Below are 16,669 nucleotides of genomic sequence, written 5' to 3'. Positions count from 1 at the left end.
GCCGCCGCCTACAGCGGCATCGGCGCCATGTCGCAGTCGATACGGCGGCCCTGGCGGGCCGCCAGCAGCCACGGGTGCTCGCCACGGACCACACGAGCGAAGCCGTCCGTCGCCTTGCGCTTGAACTCGTCCGCCTCCGCCCTGCGGCCCAGGCCGAGCAGGTCGAGAGCCAGGTTCGCCATGCAGGACAGCGTCAGCGGGTGCTCCTCGCCGGCGATCTCGGCGAGCAGCGGCAGATTGGCCTGGTCGATCTCGTGCGCCCGCTCGAAGTCGACGCGTGCGTAGGCCGTGTTGGCCTGCCCGATGGCGACGGTGAGCGTGGTGACATGCCGGGGCCCCACACCCGCTGCCAGCCGACGTGCCGCGTCGTCCTCCAGCTCCTGAGCCTGGTCCAGCGCGCCGAGTTCGCGCAGGGTGGCGGCCAGGTTCGCCTTGGTCAGCAGGGTGTACGCGTGGTCTTCGCCGAGACGCTGCTCGAATCGCCGCAGAGTCACCTCCGCCAGTTCCCGGGAGCCGTCGACGTCACCGGTCAGGCGCCGGTCGACGGCCACGTTGGTCGCCGTCGACATGGCGTCGAAGTGGTCGTGTCCGTAACGGGCGATGAAGCGCCGCAGCGTCTCCTCCGAGAGCTTGGCCGCCTCGTCGTGCGCCCCGTCACGACGCAGGCAGACCGCGAGATTCCGGGCGATGCGCAGCGTGAGCGGATGTTCCTCACCGAGTTCGGTGCGCGCTCGGCGGTACGCGTCGTCCTGGAAGTCGCGGGCGCCGGGATAGTCCCCGCTCTCTCGCATGTCGATGGAGAGGGCGTTGAGGGTGTTCAGGGTGAAGAAGCTGGCCGGGCCGAAGAGCAGCTCACGCTGCTGGGCGTTCTCCCGGTCCAGCGGCAGCGCCTCCCGGAACCGGCCGCACAACCGCAGGGCGACTCCCCAGGCGTGGGTGGCGCGCAGCGTCATCGGATCGTCCGGGCCGAACAGGGACCGGGCCAGCTCGGTGGCCTCCTGAGTCAGAGCCCGCGCTTCCTCGAACCTGCCCTGGTAGCCGCGGGCGTCGGCCATCTCGCACAGCGAGTCGATCAGGTTCTCCGGGTCGATGTCGGTACGGCGGGAGATCTCCAGGGCCTTCTCGGTGAGCGGAATGGACTCGGGAACCTGGCCGTTCTGCCGCAGCAGGAATCCGAGGCTCTTGGTCATCCGGAGGACGTGGACGTCGTCCTCGCCGGAGGATCCGATCCAGGCACTCCAGGCCTGGCGGGCGAAGTCGGCGGCGTTCACGTGGTCGCCCCAGTAGTAGAGGAACCACACCGTGTCGAAGACCAGCTCCCGCACATAGGTGTCGGTGCTCGTCACGGCCTGGGACGTGAGCACGTGGGGCAACAGCGCCTGGTACGCGCGCCATTCCAGTGAGGAGCCGGAGGGACCGGGCTTGGCGGCCGACAGCAGCTGGTGCGCGGCGTCGCGCATCCGCTCCCGTTCGTCGGCGCTCAGCTTGGCCAGGAGCACGGTCTGGAGCAGGCGGTGCATCTGCAGGGTGTCGGAACGCGGGTCCACCCGGACCAGGGAGAACTGGCTGAGGTCGCGGACGGCGCGGTTGAGTTTGATCGACTCCCGCAGCAGGGGGTCGACCTCCGGCGTGACGTTGACACCGCGGCTGCCGCGCAGCATCGCCCTGGGGATGGGCTCGGGAGCCATGCTGGCGCAGATGTCGAGCAGCTGCCGGGCGCCGGGGTTGTTCTCCTTGATCCGCTCCAGCGAGATGTCCCACGCGGCGGCGACGGACACCGGATAGTCGGGAGCCGGGTCGAGCTCGAGGATCTCGGGACTGCGCTGCGCGAGCAGGTCGAGGTATTCGTCGACCTGCATGCCGGTCACCGCGCGCCAGGCTCCCGCCTGCTCGACCGCGAGCGGCAGGTCGCCCAGCGCTTCGGCGAGCCGGCCGGCGTCCTCCGTGGACAGGTCGGGCGAACGCTTCTGGAGCAGCTCGATCGACTCCTCGCGCTCGAACACGTTGACCGGCAGCGATGTGGCCACCCGTTCCCAGGCCCGGTTCCGGGAGGTGACGATGACCTTCCCGGGGCCATTGGTGGGGAAGTAGGCGCGCACCGCGTCGACGTCCTCGGCGTTGTCGAAGACGAGCAGCCAGCTGTCGTACGGCTTTCCGGTGCTCAGCGCCTCCAGTACGGCCGGCACGGCCGTGTTGGCGGCCGGGGCGCCGAGGCTGTCCTGGCCGGTCGGGGCGACACCCAGCTGCGCCGCCAGCTGGGCCAGCGCGGCCAGAATGAGGCTCTCTCGCTCGGCGGGGATCCAGCAGATCACCCGGTAGTCGTGCTGGTGGGTGTAGACGTACTCGAGTGCCAGCTGGGACTTGCCGACACCGCCTAGGCCGTGCAGGGCGTTGGGCAGCACCGCGGCCGTGTCCTGCGAGCCCAGCTGCTCCTCCACGGCCCTCAGCAGCGCCTGCCGGCCGACGAATGACGTGTTCCGCAGAGGCACGTTCACCAGAAGGGCGGCGGGCGTTCCGGTAGCGGTGGTCGGCATGGGGGGCTCAGCCTCCGAGGGATCTTGTGGGGTGGCGTCGGTTACCAGGGGTGGCACGGGAGGTTCTCCAGCTTCGTTGGGGCCGTTCGACGGTGGCAGACTTCCCGTTCCGTCGGGCAATCCCCCATGATCAGCGCGGTTCACCTCAGAGGGTGTAACTCCGGACATTCCCGGACTCACTCGATCGGCGGCACCGGGCCCGCGGGCCCGGGAGAGTCCGGGCTCGATACGGCGGGCCCGCTCGGAGTACGGCCCCGAAAGCGCCCGCATCACGGCGAGCTCGCTCCGCATCCAGCTCCGCTCGGACGGGTCGGGCAGCGTGGTGCCCATCGGATCGCGCAGGGCGGCGCGCAGCGCGACACCCCGGGCGCCGGCGGCGGGCAGTTCGCCCACCACGCTGACGGTGTGGGCGAGTTGGCTGCGCGTGGTGGTGGCGAGCAGTTCCTCACGGACCCCGTCGGCGAACTCGGGGTTCCCCTCGCCGCCGCCGTCCCAGTCGATCAGCCCGCCCATCAGGATCTCGGCGAGGTGGTCCGGGCCGGTCTCCGGCATGATGCGCCGCCGCAGCTGTTCCACGACGTCGAAATCGAAGGGAACGGCGGCGAGTTGGGTGGCGAGCCGGCGGGCGGCCGGGGTGGCGAGCGTGAAGAAGCGGCGCACGGCGGCCTTGGCGGCGCGCGGGAAGCGCGGGGCACGCAGTCCGGGTGCGGGCGATCCCTTGGTGAGGGTGCCGGCCAAAACGACCGGCAGGGCGCGACGCACTCCGCGCTCCCCGGTGACGAGGTCGGCCCAGGCGGCCAGGGAGCCGGGCTTCAGGGAGAGCACCGGCACGGGCACGGAGCCGTCACCCGCGTCGGGCAGCGGTCGCAGGGGGTCGGGGCCGCCGGGCGGCGCCCAGTGTTCGAGCCCGTCGTTGGCGGCGCCGAATCCGCCGGCCTCCAGGACGGCCGGGTAGGGGTAGAGCGAGGTGCGGTGGCGCAGATGCGGCGACAGCAGATGCACCAGGGCCGTGGGGCCGGCGTGGGCGAGCCGGCCGAGCAGGTCGTCGGCGGCGGGCGAGGCCCACCCATGGGCGAGTCCGTCGGTGACCACGAGGAAGACGCGGTCGCCACGCCCGTCGAGGAGTTCGGCGGGGTCGGCGGCCGCCCGGGCGGCGGTCCAGCGCAGGGTGGCGGTCCCGGTGCGCGGCACGTTCACCCGGACCGTGCGCACGGCCCGGAAGGCGCCGCTGTGCTCGGCGGCCTGGGCGAGACGGGCGGTGGACTCCTGCCAGATCCGGAGGGTGGGCGCGTCGTCGACGAGCAGGACCAGGTCGAAGGCCGCACTGCGGGCGGGACGCAGGAAGGGCATCCACAGGCCGTCCACGACTCCCTGCTCGGCGGTGGTCTCCTCGTCGAGTTCCAGGGTGTCCCGCGAGGGCACGCGTCGGGCCAGCTGGTGCAGGGCGCGGGCGAACCGGGCGGTGGTGCGCCCCGGGGCGTTCTGCGGTCGGTCGTCGGCGGGCAGCAGCGGCTGCCCGAGGCGCAGGGTGAAGCGGCCCTCGGCGTCGGGTAACAGGCGGGCCGCGGTGCCCGCTTCTCCGGGCAGCGCGGCGGTGACCGGCGGCTGCGGCTGGTCGCCGGGGTCCTCGGGAAGGGCGGGGGTGGCGGGCGGCTGCGGGGGGCGTACGGCGTCGGGGGCGGTGCCGGCCGGGCGGGGCTCGTCGGCCGGTGGTGTCTCCGGCTGGTTCGCGTCCTCCGCTTCCCGTCGGCGTACGGGTGGCGGAGCCGGGGGCGCCGCGGCCCGGCCCTGCGCGGGCTCCGGGCCGGATGTGCCCGGGCCGCCGTGGTGGCTCCAGTACGCGGCGAGCCAGACGGCGTCGGCGACGTCCTGCCAGCGTGGGACGGGCTGGTCCAGGGCGGCGGGGACCGGCACTCCGTGCTCTGCCGCCTCGTCGGCGGATTCGGCGAACACCGAAGGAGGCGACGACCCCGAAACGGGGAATCCGTCGCCGAGCCCGGATGCGTGCTCCCTGGGATAGCCCTTCATTCAGCGGCCCTTCGCGAGGTCGCGTAGGAGCATTTCCACGAGCTTACGCCCGTCACCATCGGCCTGGAAACCACCCGCGGTAGTCATCTGGACAGCGTTCAGTAGCTGGTCCAGTGAGTGGGTGCCGCCGGCCTGGACGCGCTGGACGAACAGGTCGACCAGGTCTTCCGTGCCCTGCGGGCGGGTTCCGAGGTGCCCTTCGACCATGGCCAGGAGCTGCTCCCGGGTGGGCGTGCGCATCTCCAGCGGCAGACAGCGCCGGCGGAAGGCCGCGGGGAATTCGCGTTCTCCGTTGCTGGTGATCACCACGACCGGGAACTCCCGGCACTCGACCCGCCCGCCGCGCACCTCGGCTCGGCCCCCCGGGTCGCTGGTGTGGACGCACGCGGTGTCCGCGGCGTCACGCACCAGCTCGGGGACGTCATAGCTTCCGTTCTCCAGGACGTGCAACAGGTCGTTCGGCAGGTCGATGTCGCTCTTGTCGAGTTCGTCGACGAGAAGCACACGGGGACGATCGTAGGGCAGCAGGGCGGTCCCCAGGGGGCCCAAGGTGATGAAGTCGCCCAGAACTGGGGGAAGTTGACGAGGTTTTTGAGTAAGCACGGTGTTGACGTCTTCGGCCGGCCCCGTGTCGTCCGCCGGCCCCGTGGCGTCCGCCGGACCCGGGCCGTCGGCCCGCCAGGCGGCGATGGCCTGGGCGCGGCCCATGGCGTCATGGGCGTAGAGGCCGTCCCGCAGGGTCGTGCGGCTGACGATGTTCCACTCCAGGACCCGGCCGAGGCCGAGCTCACGCGAGATCAGATGGGCGAGGGTGGACTTGCCGACGCCGGGCGGGCCGGTGATCAGCAGGGGCCGGCGCAGCAGCAGCGCGGCGTTGACGATGTCGATCTCTTCCTCGCCCAGCTGCGGGGTGACGTCGCCGGGGCCCAGGCGGCGCAGCGCGGCCTGCGGGTCGGCCGGGGGCACGGGGCACGGCGGACCGCCGGCGAACCGGCGCCAGGGCGGCGGTTCGGGCAGTGCCGGCGGGACGGCGGGGGCACTGCCCGTGCCGTGGAAGAGCCGCCAGCCGTTCGGGACCGTCTGCTCCTGCGCACTCATGCCGATGCCTCCTCGCTGGCGAGATCGCCTGGGTCGATGGGCTGAACATCCACGGGACGCGTCGGATCGTCCCAGAAAAAACCGATATGTCTACCCAGGAGTTCGCCGGGGCCGCGCCCGTCGCTCTCGGCGTTCCTGCGCAGGAGGTGAACGGCCACCGGGATCCTCGCCGGCGTGGGCGCCGCGGCGAACAGGGCCGTCACCACCTCCCGGCGCTCCTCACGGAAGACACCTCTGCGGTCCCAGATCGCGAGCCCTATCCCTTCCGCTATGGCGGCCTTGAGGGCCTCCAGGGCCATGACGTCGGCCGGCGCGTCGAGCACCACCGCCGTACGTCTGGGTTCCCCGGCGAGCCCGGCCTGCCACTCGCCGAGCCGACCGCCGTCCGGTTCGCGCCAGCCGTGCACCAGGACGCCGTGTTCGCGCAGGGTGTGCCAGCGTTCCCGCCACTGGTCCAGGACCAGCGCGTCGTCCGTGCGCATCCGCTCCAGACTGCGCAGGTGCACCCCGTACTTCAGGCTGAGCGGCAGCGGCTGCCCGTCGCCGACCCGGAAGGTCAGGCCGGCCACATCGTGGTTGAGGAGGTCGTACGGAAGGACGAACTCGATGTACGGCGGCGGCTGCCTGCGTCCACTCGGATCGGGGTCGCGGGGCACCGCCCAGAGGCGGGCGCCCTGGCGTAACGCGCGCTGGACGGCCGTGCCGAGCTCGTCGAGGGTGGTCGTGGCGGGTTCGCCGGGCTGGGGGTCCCAGCGGCCGGGGACGGTGTTGAGCCAGGGGCGGACGACGATCTCGCCGGTGCCGTCCCGTGCGGGTTCGACGGCGACGACCAGGCAGCGCGGGATGTCCGGATCACTCGTCACCGCGCCGCGGACCCGGCGCCGTTCCTCCAGTGCGCCGGTCAGGCCGTGCTGCCCGGCCCAGTCCTTCACCCACCCGGACAGGGCGGTGCGGTGCTCGGCAGTGGCCGCGAGCCGGGCGGCGTGGTCGATCAGGAGGACGGCGGGGGGCAGTCCGTCCGGCTGCACGTTCCAGTCCAGGACGTGGGCGAGGAGTTGTTCCGGAGCGAGTCCGGTGGGCAGGTCGAGGCCGTTGAGTTCCTCGACCAGGGCGTCACGCAGCCGGGCCGCGGGGAGTTCGCCCAGGGCGAGGAGGGAGCGGGCCCGGGTCATGTCGCCACGGGAGAGGGGGCCCTGGAGGGCGGACGGCGGGGCGGGCGCGAGCCACTGGTCGAGCAGCAGGTCGAGTTCGTCGCCCGCCAGATCTCCTTCGAGGATCCGGACCACCTCGACCAGTACGCGCTCGCCGCCCGGCATGCTCAGCGCGGCGCGCACCAGCAGCACCACGTCCTCGCGCAACTTCACGCCGCGCAGGTCGATCTGACGGCCCAGCAGATCACCCAGGACGACCCCGAAGTGCAGCCGCCCCTGCGCGTCCTCCATGCAGCCCAGACCGCACAGGGCGTTGGTCATCCGTAACAGCAGCCGTAAGCCGCCCGCGCGGCCCGAGTCGTCCTCGGGTTCGCCGAACCCCGCGTGTGTCTCCACCGACTTTCCCCCTGAGCCGGTACACCTGCCTGACCGACCAGCGAAGTTAGCACGGCAACCAGCGGTTAACCAGGGACGAATGGGATCAGAAGGACGACGTCCGGCCAGGATCGTCCCAGGCGGGACAGGCCTGGCCGGATGTGATCGGCCTCCGGCTCACAGACGCGGGTCCACCGGCTCCGACTCCAGGGCCAGGACGCCGAAGACGGCCTCGTGGACGCGCCACAGCGGCTCGCCCTCGGCCAGCCGGTCCAGCGCCTCCAGGCCGAGCGCGTACTCGCGGATCGCCAGGGACCGCTTGTGGTTGAGGAACCGGGAGCGCAGGCGGGCCAGGTTCTCCGGGCGGGTGTACTCGGGGCCGTAGATGATCCGCAGGTACTCGCGGCCCCGGCACTTGATGCCGGGCTGCACCAGGCGGCCCTGCGTGTCGCGGACCAGTGCGCCGACCGGCTTGACGACCATGCCCTCGCCACCGCGGCCGGTCATCTCCAGCCACCAGTCGACACCGGCCCGGACCGACTCCGCGTCGGCGGTGTCGACGTAGAGCCGGCGGGTGGTCTGGAGCAGGCCGCTGCCGTCGTGCTCGACGAGCCGGTCGAGCAGGGCGAGCTGCTCGTCGTGCGGCAGCCCCGCGAGGCTGCGGCCCTGGACCGCGAGGATCTGGAACGGTGCCAGGCGGACGCCGTCCAGGCCGTCCGTCGTCCAGCAGTAGCGGCGGTACGCCTCGGTGAACGCGGTGGCGTCGGCGGACCGTTCGCGGGTGCGGGACAGCAGTCCGGTCACGTCGACGCCCCGTGCCGCCGCGCCCTCCAGCGCGGCCAGCGCGCCCGGGAACACCGCGCCGGACGCGGCACCCACGGCGGCGTACTGCGAGCGCAGCAGCCCGGACGCCTTCAGCGACCAGGGCATCAGCTCGGCGTCCAGCAGCAGCCAGTCCGTCTCGAGGTGCTCCCACAGTCCGGCCTCGCCGATCGCCGTGCGCACCCGGTCGAGGATCTCCTCGGTGAGCGCCGCGTCATCGAGGAACGGGCGGCCGGTGCGGGTGTAGAGGGACCCGGTGGGCCCTCCCCCACTCTCGGCTGCGCTCGAGCGGGAGGTGCCCCCATCGCCGAAGCGCTTGCGGGCCGCTTCCGCGTCCCGGCACACCAGGGCCACTGCCCGCGAGCCCATGTGCTTCTCCTCGCACACGACGCGCGCGACACCGTCCGCCGCGTACTGGGCGAAGGCCTCGGCCGGGTGCTCCAGGTAGCCGTCGATGTGACTCGTGGCCGTCGGGGCCATGGTCGGCGGGAGGTACGGCAGCAGCCGCGGGTCCACCGCGAAGCGGCTCATGACCTCCAGGGCCGCCGCCGCGTTCTCCTCGCGGATCGAGATCCGGCCCTGGTGCCGGGTCTCCACGACCCGGCGGCCCCGCACGTCCGCCAGGTCCAGCGGGCGGCCGTCCTGCCCGCCGGGGGCCTCGGAGCGCAGCGGCCTCGCCGGCTCGTACCAGACCCGCTCCGCCGGTACGTCGACCAGCTCGCGCTCCGGCCAGCGCAGCGCGGTGAGCTTGCCGCCGAAGACGGCGCCGGTGTCCAGGCAGATGGTGTTGTTCAACCACGTTGCTTCCGGAACCGGTGTGTGGCCGTAGACGACGGCCGCCCGGCCGCGGTACTCCTCCGCCCACGGGTAGCGCACCGGCAGGCCGAACTCGTCGGTCTCGCCGGTCGTGTCGCCGTACAGGGCGTGGCTGCGGACGCGGCCGGAGGTGCGGCCGTGGTACCTCTCGGGCAGCCCGGCGTGGCAGACGACCAGCCGGCCGCCGTCGAGGACGTAGTGGCTGACGAGGCCGTCGATGAACTCCCGTACCTCGGCGGCGAACTCCTCGCTCTCACCCGCCATCTGCTCGATGGTCTCGGCGAGGCCGTGGGTGTGCTGGACCTTGCGGCCGCGCAGGTACCGGCCGTACTTGTTCTCGTGGTTGCCGGGCACGCACAGGGCGTCGCCCGACTTCACCATCGCCATCACGCGGCGCAGCACGCCCGGGCTGTCGGGGCCGCGGTCGACCAGGTCGCCGACGAAGACGGCGGTCCGGCCCTCGGGGTGGACTCCGTCGGTGTAGCCCAGCTTGTCGAGGAGCGACTCCAGTTCGGCGGAGCAGCCGTGGATGTCGCCGATGATGTCGAAGGGGCCGGTGAGGTGGGTCAGGTCGTTGAAGCGCTTCTCGGTGACGACGGTGGCGGTCTCGACGTCCGCCACGCCGCGCAGGACGTGCACCTTGCGGAAGCCCTCGCGCTCCAGGTGCCTGAGGGAGCGGCGGAGTTCGCGGGTGTGGCGCTGGATGACGCGGCGGGGCATGTCAGCGCGGTCGGTGCGGGCCGCGTTGCGCTCGGCGCACACGTCCTCGGGCACGTCCAGCACGATGGCTATCGGCAGGACGTCGTACCGCCTGGCCAGCTCGACCAGCTGACGGCGGGCTTCGGGCTGCACGCTGGTCGCGTCCACGACGGTGCGGCGGCCCGCGGCGAGGCGCTTGCCGGCGATGTAGTGCAGGACGTCGAAGGCGTCCTTGGTGGCGCTCTGGTCGTTCTCGTCGTCCGAGACGAGACCGCGGCAGAAGTCGGACGAGATGATCTCCGTCGGCTTGAAGTGCCTGCGGGCGAACGTGGACTTGCCGGAGCCCGAGGCGCCGACGAGCACCACCAGGGAGAGGTCGGTGACGGGCAGGACGCGCCCCTCGCGTACGTCGGTCATGCCGCCTTCGCCTCCTTCGGGGTGGTCAGTGTGAACACGGCCATCTGGGTGGGCGGTCCCACCTCCGGGTCGTCCGGGCCGACGGGCACGAACTCGGCCTCGTATCCGTGCCGTTCGGCCACCGCCTCCGCCCAGGCCCGGAACTCCGCCCGGGTCCACTCGAAGCGGTGGTCGCCGTGCCGGACGTGACCGGCCGGGAGGCTCTCCCACCGCACGTTGTACTCGACGTTCGGGGTCGTCACGAGGACGGTCCGGGGCCGTGCGGCGCCGAACACGGCGTACTCCAGGGCGGGCAGCCGGGGCAGGTCGAGGTGCTCGATCACCTCGCTGAGCACGGCGGCGTCGTACCCCTTGAGCCGGTTGTCGGTGTAGGCGAGCGAGCCCTGGAGGAGTGTGACGCGCGCGGCCTGCCGCTCCCCCATGCGGTCCAGCTTCAGCCGCCGGGACGCGATGGTGAGCGCGCGCATCGACACGTCCAGGCCCACGATCTCCGTGAACGCCGGGTCCTTGAGCAGCGCCTGCACCAACTGGCCCTGGCCGCAGCCGAGGTCGAGCACCCGGGCGGCCCCGGACGCCTTGAGCGCGGCGGTGATCGCCTCCCGGCGCTGCACGGCCAGCGGGGTCGGCCGCTCCTCGGTCTCGGTCTCCGCCTCGACCGCGTTGTCGATCTCCTCGACCTCGCTGTCGTCCGCCTCCGCCAGCCGCACCAGCTCCAGTCGCTCCGTCGCCTGCCGGGTCAGCGACCAGCGGCGCGAGAGGTAGCGGCTGGTGATCAGCTTCTGCTCCGGATGGCCGGGCAGCCAGCCCTCGCCGGCGCGCAGCAGCTTGTCGACCTCGTCGGAGGAGACCCAGTAGTGCTTCGCGTCGTCCAGGACCGGGAGCAGGACGTACAGGTGGCGCAGGGCCTCGGCGAGGGTGCGGTCCACGGACTCCAGTTCGAGCCGGACGTAGCGCGAGTCGCCCCACTGCGGGAACTCGGTGTCCAGCGGCACGGGCTCGGCGGTGACCGTCCAGCCGAGCGGCTCGAAGAGCCGTCGTACCAGCGCGGGGCCGCCGCGGGCGGGCAGCGCCGGCACCTCGATGCGCAACGGCCGGGACTCGGCGGGCAGTTCGGGCCGGGCGTTGCAGACGCCTTTCATCGCGCTGGAGAACACGTTGCTCAGCGCCACGGCGAGGAGGGAGGAGGCGGCGTACGGGCGGTCGTTGACGTACTGCGCGAGTGCCGAGTCCGGGGCGCCGCCCCGGCCCTTGCCCTTGCCGCGCCGGACCAGGGCCACCGCGTCGACCTCCAGCAGCAGCGCCGCCGTGCAGCGCTGGGCGTCCGCCTCGGGGTAGAGGACGTGGGCCGTGCCGTAGGAGGTGGAGAACGCCTGTGCCTTCTCGGGATGCTTGTGCAGCAGGAAGCCGAGATCGGTGGCGGGGCGCTCCGGGGTGCCGGTGGTCGTGATGGTCAGAAACACGGTGGGTCGACCTCTGATCAGTGGTCTGAACTGCGGATACGCCCCACCGTACAGAGCCGGCCCCGGCACCACCCGGGAATTTTCGCTAGCCTCCCGGTCGACCGGGCGTTCGAGGGGGATTCGCAGGAGCGCCCACGCACGCGGAGATGCGGAGGCCTCACGTGACAGACGCCGGGACCAGCGCGGGACACATCGACACCGGCAAACCCCACTCGGCACGCATGTACGACTACTACCTCGGCGGGAAGGACAACTACCCGGTCGACGCGGAGGCGGCCGAGCAGGTGATATCGCTCTTCCCCGCCGCCAGGGAAATGGCGCGGACCAACCGCCTGTTCATGCACCGCGCCTCCCGGCTGCTGGCCGGGCGAGGTGTCCGGCAGTTCCTCGACATCGGGACCGGCATTCCGACCGAGCCGAACCTCCACCAGATCGTCCAGGAGATCGTCCCGCGGGCCCGGGTGGTGTACGCGGACAACGACCCGATCGTCCTGAGGCACGCCCAGGCCCTGCTGCACAGCGCACCGGAAGGAAAGACCGCCTACGTCCACGGCGACGTGCGGGAACCGGGAAAGATCATCGAGGCGGCACGGGAGACCCTCGACTTCAGCCGGCCGATCGCACTGTCCCTGGTGGCCCTGCTGCACCTGGTGGCGGACGAGGACGAGCCCGCCCGGATCGTGCGCGAGCTTCTCGAACCCCTGCCGGCCGGAAGCTACTTGACGCTCTCCCACGCCACGGGCGACTTCGACCCGGAGACCTGGGAGCGGGTCGTCGAGGTGTACCGCAAGGGCGGGACGGCGGCGCAGGTGCGCTCCCACGCCGAGTTCTCGGCGTTCTTCACGGGACTTGAGCTGGTGGAGCCGGGGGTGGTGCTCGCCGCTCGGTGGCATCCCGAGCTCGGGGAACAGACCGGCGGCGGGGGCGGGGGCGAGGAGACGCCCCTCTACGTGGCGGTCGGCCGCAAGCCGTGAGGGTGGCTCCGGCGGATCGCGCGCCACGCCCGATCCGCCGGACAGACGTCCTGTCGTGCTGCCGTACCCGCCGTTCTGCCGTACCGGCCGCGTACCGGCCTCAGGACAGCTGGGACTGCACCTGCGAGGAGATCAGCTCCAGGTGGTCGAGGTCGTCCAGATCGAGGATCTGGAGGTAGATGCGGCTCGCGCCGATCTCGGCGTAGCGGCCGATCTTGTCGACGACCTCGGCCGGGGTGCCCGCCAGGCCGTTGAGCCTCAGCTCGTCGGGCTGACGGCCGATCGCCTCGGCCCGGCGGGCGACCTCCTGGTCGTCCCGGCCGACGCAGACGACGAGGGCGTTGGAGTAGGTCAGGTCGTCGCCGTTGCGGCCGGCCTCCTCGGCGGCGGCACGGACCCGGCCGAACTGGCGCTCGCTGTCCTCGATCGAGGCGAAGGGGATGTTGAACTCGTCGGCGTACTTCGCGGCCAGCCGCGGGGTGCGGGTGGCGCCGTGGCCGCCGACGAGCACGGGGATCTTCTTCTGCGCGGGCTTGGGCAGCGCGGGAGAGTCCGTGAGGTCGTAGTAGGTGCCGTGGAAGTCGTAGGTCTTGCCGAGATCCGTCGACCACAGGCCGGTGACGATCTCCAGCTGTTCCTCGAGGCGGGCGAACTTCTCCTTGGGGAACGGGATGCCGTAGGCCGTGTGCTCCTCCTCGAACCAGCCGGCGCCGAGGCCGAGTTCGACCCGGCCGCCGGACATCTGGTCGACCTGCGCGACCTGGATGGCGAGCACGCCGGGGAGCCGGAAGGTGCCGGCGGTCATCAGGGTGCCGAGCCGGATGCGCTTGGTCTCACGGGCGAGTCCGGCCAGCGTGATCCAGGCGTCGGTGGGGCCGGGCAGGCCGTCCACGGAGCCCATGCGGAGATAGTGGTCGGAACGGAAAAATGCGTCGAAGCCGAGCTCCTCCGTGGCCTTGGCCACGGTGAGCAGAGTGTCGTAGGTGGCCCCCTGCTGGGGCTCGGTGAAGATGCGAAGATCCATGCCTCCATCCTGCACGCCGGGCCGTGGGACGACGGATCGGACCCCCGTCCCGCCCGGTCCCCGGTCGGGTGAAATTACGTCAATACCGCGGGTCCCCCGTGACCGGGCCAGTGACCGGCCCCGTTGGTGATCGTTGGCTCGGGCGGAGCCGGAGCCCCCGGCTTCCGCACCGGCCGGTGAGCGCCGGGGCGTCACCCGCGTCGGCCTCCCCGGGGGCCAGGGGCCGAGGAGGCCGTCATGTCCGAAGAGACCGTGCCGCAGCAGGGCGGGACCGGGCAGCCGAAAGGGCTGTTGCAGCAGATGGAGGAGCTGATGGCGGCGTTGAACGCGGACCTGTCGGCGCTGGACGCGGATCTCCAGGCGGCGGGGGACGCCGACCGGAGGTCGGGCGAGGAGGAGCAGGTCGGCTGAGGCCTGCTCCGGCGGGGCGGGCCGGAGCCGGCCTCCGGCAGCCGCTACCCCGCCTCCCTCTCCGGTAACGCCTGTTCCCGGTCCGCGAGTCTGCGGAGCATCTCCAGGACGCGGTCCCGGGACTCGTCCGCCGCGTCGATGGCCTCCATGCACTGCCAGTACGTGCCCTCGTCGTCCGCGGCGCAGGCGAGGCCCACGAGGGCGATGCCGACCTCGCCGAGGAGGCCACCGAGGTACATCAGGGTGTGGCGGGCGTCGCCCAACTCGGTGAGCTGGCCCGCCCGCAGCTCACCGGGGGCCAGATCGGGCGGGTCGAGGACACCGCAGCCGCGGCCCGCCAGCTCCGTCAACCCCAGTGCCTCGCCGCGCAGTTCGGGCGGTCCGGCGACCGCGAGGCGGCTGCCGATCGCCTGCGCGAGGGCCTGAGCCTGCCACACTTCGGCCAGGACCCCCGGCACATCGCCGCCCGCGGCCAGGGACCGCCTGCTCGTCACGATGAGCCGCACCGCGTCCATGCGCTGCCCCCGTCCTGTCCGACGCGCTCCGCGCGTCCGTCCGCCCGAACTCCCTTGTTCACTACCCAGAGTGAAGGGGTGTGAGACGAAAAGCCAGAGGAAGACGGAAATCTGCGGACAACAATTCGGATTCGGGTCGCGTTTTGATTACGGAGAGTACAAGCGGACTGTGTGACTCCTGGAGTGGACCGCCCGGCTCCTAGATCGGGAACCTCCGTTCGTTCCGGTCGATCTTCGCGTCCAGCGCGGCCAGCGGGTCGATGCCGAGCACCTCGCACAGCTGGAGCAGATACGCGAGCACGTCGGCGACCTCGTCCGTGACCCGGTGCGCGGTGTCCGGATCGGCCATGACCCGGGCCGACTCCTCGGGCGTCAGCCACTGGAAGATCTCGACCAGCTCGGACGCCTCCACGCTGAGCGCGGCGGCCAGGTTCTTGGGTGTGTGGTAGGGCTGCCAGTTCCGCGCGGCCGCGAACTCGGCCAGCCGGCGTTGCAGTCTCGCCACGTCGAGAGGTTCTGTCACGGCTTCAGGTGTACCACCGTGACCCCGTCGGTCCCGGCGGCCCATGACGCGTCGCTCACCGCGCCGACCAGCCGGATGTGGCCGCGCTCGCACATCCGGGCCGCGAGCCGCAGCAGTTCGCCCCGCTGCCCGGGATCGAGTCCCCGGTCGAGGCCGTCGGCGAGCACGGTGAGCGTCTGGAGGGCGGCGGGCACCTCGCCGGCCGGGTCCAGGTCGAGCACACCCGGCCCGGTGAGCAGCACCAGTGCGAGCGCGACGTATCTCAACTCCCCCTCGCCCAGCCGGCCGAGCTCCGTCCGGATGCCGTCGCCCCGGTCGAGCACCGCCCGCACCGCCCCGCCGGCCGCCGGCTCGGCCAGCACGTCCGCCACCGGACCCGCGCAGCCGGCCCGTACCGCCGCGACGAACTGCGCGTGCCGGTGTCCGCACTCGGCGCGGGTGCGCAACAGGACGTCCGCGAGGTTGCCGCAGTCGCGGAGCAGCCGGCCGGAGCCGGCCGGTACGGGGCCGCGCATCCGGCCGGGACCGGGGTCACAGGCGAAGACGGAGCGCAGGGCGACCACCATCTGCTCGGCGGCGGCCAGCACCCTGCGCTGCCCGGGCGTCCGGCCGGCCACGCGCAGCGGCAGCAGGGCGGTGCCGAGCCGGTCGTCCGGCAGCGGGCCACGGGTCACCGGCGTCGGCCCGGCCGTGTGCCAGGCGGCCTGCACGGCGCGCTTCCCGGGGTCGCGCAGGGCGGTCTCCAGCAGGACCAGTCCGCCGGCCGTCAACCGCTCGCCCACCACGCGCAGTTGAGGCTCGGCCTGCACGGCGACATCGAGCCGGACCGGGCCGGCGGGCCCGTCGGCCGTGCAGCCGATACGGAAGCCCCGGCGGTGCTGCGCGTCGGGCCGGGCCCGCTCCGGTACACAGGCGACGGGGTCCGGGAACGCCTCGCCGAGCGCCGCGCCTCCCCCGAGCCGGGCGAGCGCCTCGTACGCCCGCAGCGCACTGGACTTGCCGCAGCCGCTGGGACCGGCGAGGAGGGTGAGCGGCCCGAGCGGGAGTACGGCGCGGCGGTGGCTGGTGAAGGCGGACAGCCGCAGTTCGGTGATGCGCGGCCGCTCGGGGTGCGCGGCGCCGCCCGCCGGAGGGCCGGGCTGCACGAGGGGGGTGGGAGCGGGGGGCGTGGGAGCGGGGGGCTGGGTCATGTCCGGACCGTAGGACTTGGTCCGCGGGACGAACCGTTCCGTCTTCCGGGGCTTCCCACGATCGGGCGACCCGCTCCCAGAGGCCGTCACCCTCACCCCCGGGCGACGTCACACCCCGGGAACCCCGACCCCCTCCATCAGCCCTGTCACCTCGGTCCCCGCCGGCGTGAGCAGGAACACGTTGCGGTCCACCCGGTGCATTCCGCTCGCCAGGCCGAAGACGACGCCCGTGCTGAAGTCGAGGACGCGCTTGGCGACCTCCGTCTCCGCGCCGGTCAGGTCGAGCAGCACCGGCACGCCGGCCATCAGGGTCTCGGCGACGTCACGGGCGTCGGCGAAGACGTTCACCCGCAGGACGACGAAGCGGCGTCGCGCCTCCGTCTCGGCCTCGGGTATGGACCGGTGGTCGACGGAGGACGGCCAGGCGTCCCGGCCCCGCAGCGGCACGACCTGGGCGAGCCCCTCCCACTGTTCGTCGGTGACATCGTGGCTGTTCACCGGCATGCTCCGTCCTGGCTCGCGCTGGCTGTCTCCATCGGCCAATTCTTGCGCACGGTCACCCGTTCGGCCCAACAGCGACACGCTCCGCCACCTCGATGCACCTCACAACGGCCGGAAGACGGCTGTGTGAC

At 72.5% G+C, this 16,669-nt stretch carries 12 protein-coding genes; 2 read left to right on the top strand and 10 right to left on the bottom strand.

Annotation, left to right across the window (positions count from 1 at the left end):
* Nucleotides 1-8: 8 nt before the first annotated feature.
* From fxsT to GTY47_RS12940, 5 genes are all read right to left on the bottom strand, one after another.
* Nucleotides 9-4,487 carry an FxSxx-COOH system tetratricopeptide repeat protein gene (gene fxsT / locus GTY47_RS12960; RefSeq protein WP_231911111.1) on the bottom strand — a complete coding sequence of 1,493 codons (4,479 nt, stop codon included), beginning with the start codon at nucleotides 4,485-4,487 and terminating at the stop codon, nucleotides 9-11.
* A 75-nt stretch (nucleotides 4,488-4,562) separates the two neighbouring features.
* Nucleotides 4,563-5,660, bottom strand: a complete 1,098-nt coding sequence (locus GTY47_RS12955) for an AAA family ATPase (RefSeq protein WP_010033820.1) — start codon at nucleotides 5,658-5,660, stop codon at nucleotides 4,563-4,565.
* Nucleotides 5,657-7,207, bottom strand: a complete 1,551-nt coding sequence (locus tag GTY47_RS12950) for a hypothetical protein (protein ID WP_010033819.1) — start codon at nucleotides 7,205-7,207, stop codon at nucleotides 5,657-5,659. Before GTY47_RS12950 ends, GTY47_RS12955 begins: the two co-directional genes overlap by 4 nt.
* Before the next feature lie 156 nt (nucleotides 7,208-7,363).
* Nucleotides 7,364-9,940, bottom strand: coding sequence for a polynucleotide kinase-phosphatase (locus GTY47_RS12945; RefSeq protein WP_010033817.1), 2,577 nt, complete (start codon nucleotides 9,938-9,940; stop codon nucleotides 7,364-7,366).
* Nucleotides 9,937-11,400, bottom strand: coding sequence for a 3' terminal RNA ribose 2'-O-methyltransferase Hen1 (locus tag GTY47_RS12940; RefSeq protein WP_010033815.1), 1,464 nt, complete (start codon nucleotides 11,398-11,400; stop codon nucleotides 9,937-9,939). Before GTY47_RS12940 ends, GTY47_RS12945 begins: the two co-directional genes overlap by 4 nt.
* Nucleotides 11,401-11,561: 161 nt before the next feature.
* On the opposite strand from GTY47_RS12940, the gene GTY47_RS12935 reads away from it, so the two are divergent.
* A complete protein-coding gene (locus GTY47_RS12935) occupies nucleotides 11,562-12,374 on the top strand; it encodes an SAM-dependent methyltransferase (protein ID WP_010033812.1) in 813 nt (270 codons plus the stop codon).
* A 100-nt stretch (nucleotides 12,375-12,474) separates the two neighbouring features.
* On the opposite strand, the gene GTY47_RS12930 is transcribed toward GTY47_RS12935, so the two are convergent.
* The gene (locus GTY47_RS12930; protein ID WP_010033810.1) at nucleotides 12,475-13,398 is read right to left on the bottom strand and encodes an LLM class F420-dependent oxidoreductase; all 924 of its coding nucleotides are present in this window, start codon (nucleotides 13,396-13,398) and stop codon (nucleotides 12,475-12,477) included.
* Nucleotides 13,399-13,635: 237 nt separating this feature from the next.
* Here GTY47_RS12930 and GTY47_RS40220 point away from each other — a divergent pair, with 237 nt between their 5' ends.
* Entirely contained in the window at nucleotides 13,636-13,809 is a 174-nt protein-coding gene (locus GTY47_RS40220) for a hypothetical protein (RefSeq protein ID WP_010033808.1), read from the top strand.
* A 44-nt stretch (nucleotides 13,810-13,853) separates the two neighbouring features.
* On the opposite strand, the gene GTY47_RS12925 is transcribed toward GTY47_RS40220, so the two are convergent.
* The 4 genes from GTY47_RS12925 to GTY47_RS12910 all read right to left on the bottom strand — a co-directional run bounded on the left by GTY47_RS12925 (nucleotide 13,854) and on the right by GTY47_RS12910 (nucleotide 16,541).
* Nucleotides 13,854-14,324 carry a DUF6099 family protein gene (locus tag GTY47_RS12925; protein WP_010033807.1) on the bottom strand — a complete coding sequence of 157 codons (471 nt, stop codon included), beginning with the start codon at nucleotides 14,322-14,324 and terminating at the stop codon, nucleotides 13,854-13,856.
* 199 nt (nucleotides 14,325-14,523) lie between these two features.
* The gene (locus GTY47_RS12920) at nucleotides 14,524-14,847 is read right to left on the bottom strand and encodes a nucleotide pyrophosphohydrolase (RefSeq protein WP_029180747.1); all 324 of its coding nucleotides are present in this window, start codon (nucleotides 14,845-14,847) and stop codon (nucleotides 14,524-14,526) included.
* Nucleotides 14,844-16,037 (bottom strand): ATP-binding protein, encoded by a 1,194-nt coding sequence (locus GTY47_RS12915; RefSeq protein ID WP_010033801.1) that lies wholly within the window; start codon nucleotides 16,035-16,037, stop codon nucleotides 14,844-14,846. Before GTY47_RS12915 ends, GTY47_RS12920 begins: the two co-directional genes overlap by 4 nt.
* A 108-nt stretch (nucleotides 16,038-16,145) precedes the next feature.
* The gene (locus GTY47_RS12910) at nucleotides 16,146-16,541 is read right to left on the bottom strand and encodes a cell division protein SepF (protein ID WP_010033798.1); all 396 of its coding nucleotides are present in this window, start codon (nucleotides 16,539-16,541) and stop codon (nucleotides 16,146-16,148) included.
* Between the last annotated feature and the right edge of the window lie 128 nt (nucleotides 16,542-16,669).

Source organism: Streptomyces sp. SID5464 (assembly GCF_009862985.1).
Lineage (GTDB): Bacteria > Actinomycetota > Actinomycetes > Streptomycetales > Streptomycetaceae > Streptomyces > Streptomyces chartreusis_D.
This window is presented reverse-complemented; position numbering and strand designations above follow the sequence as displayed.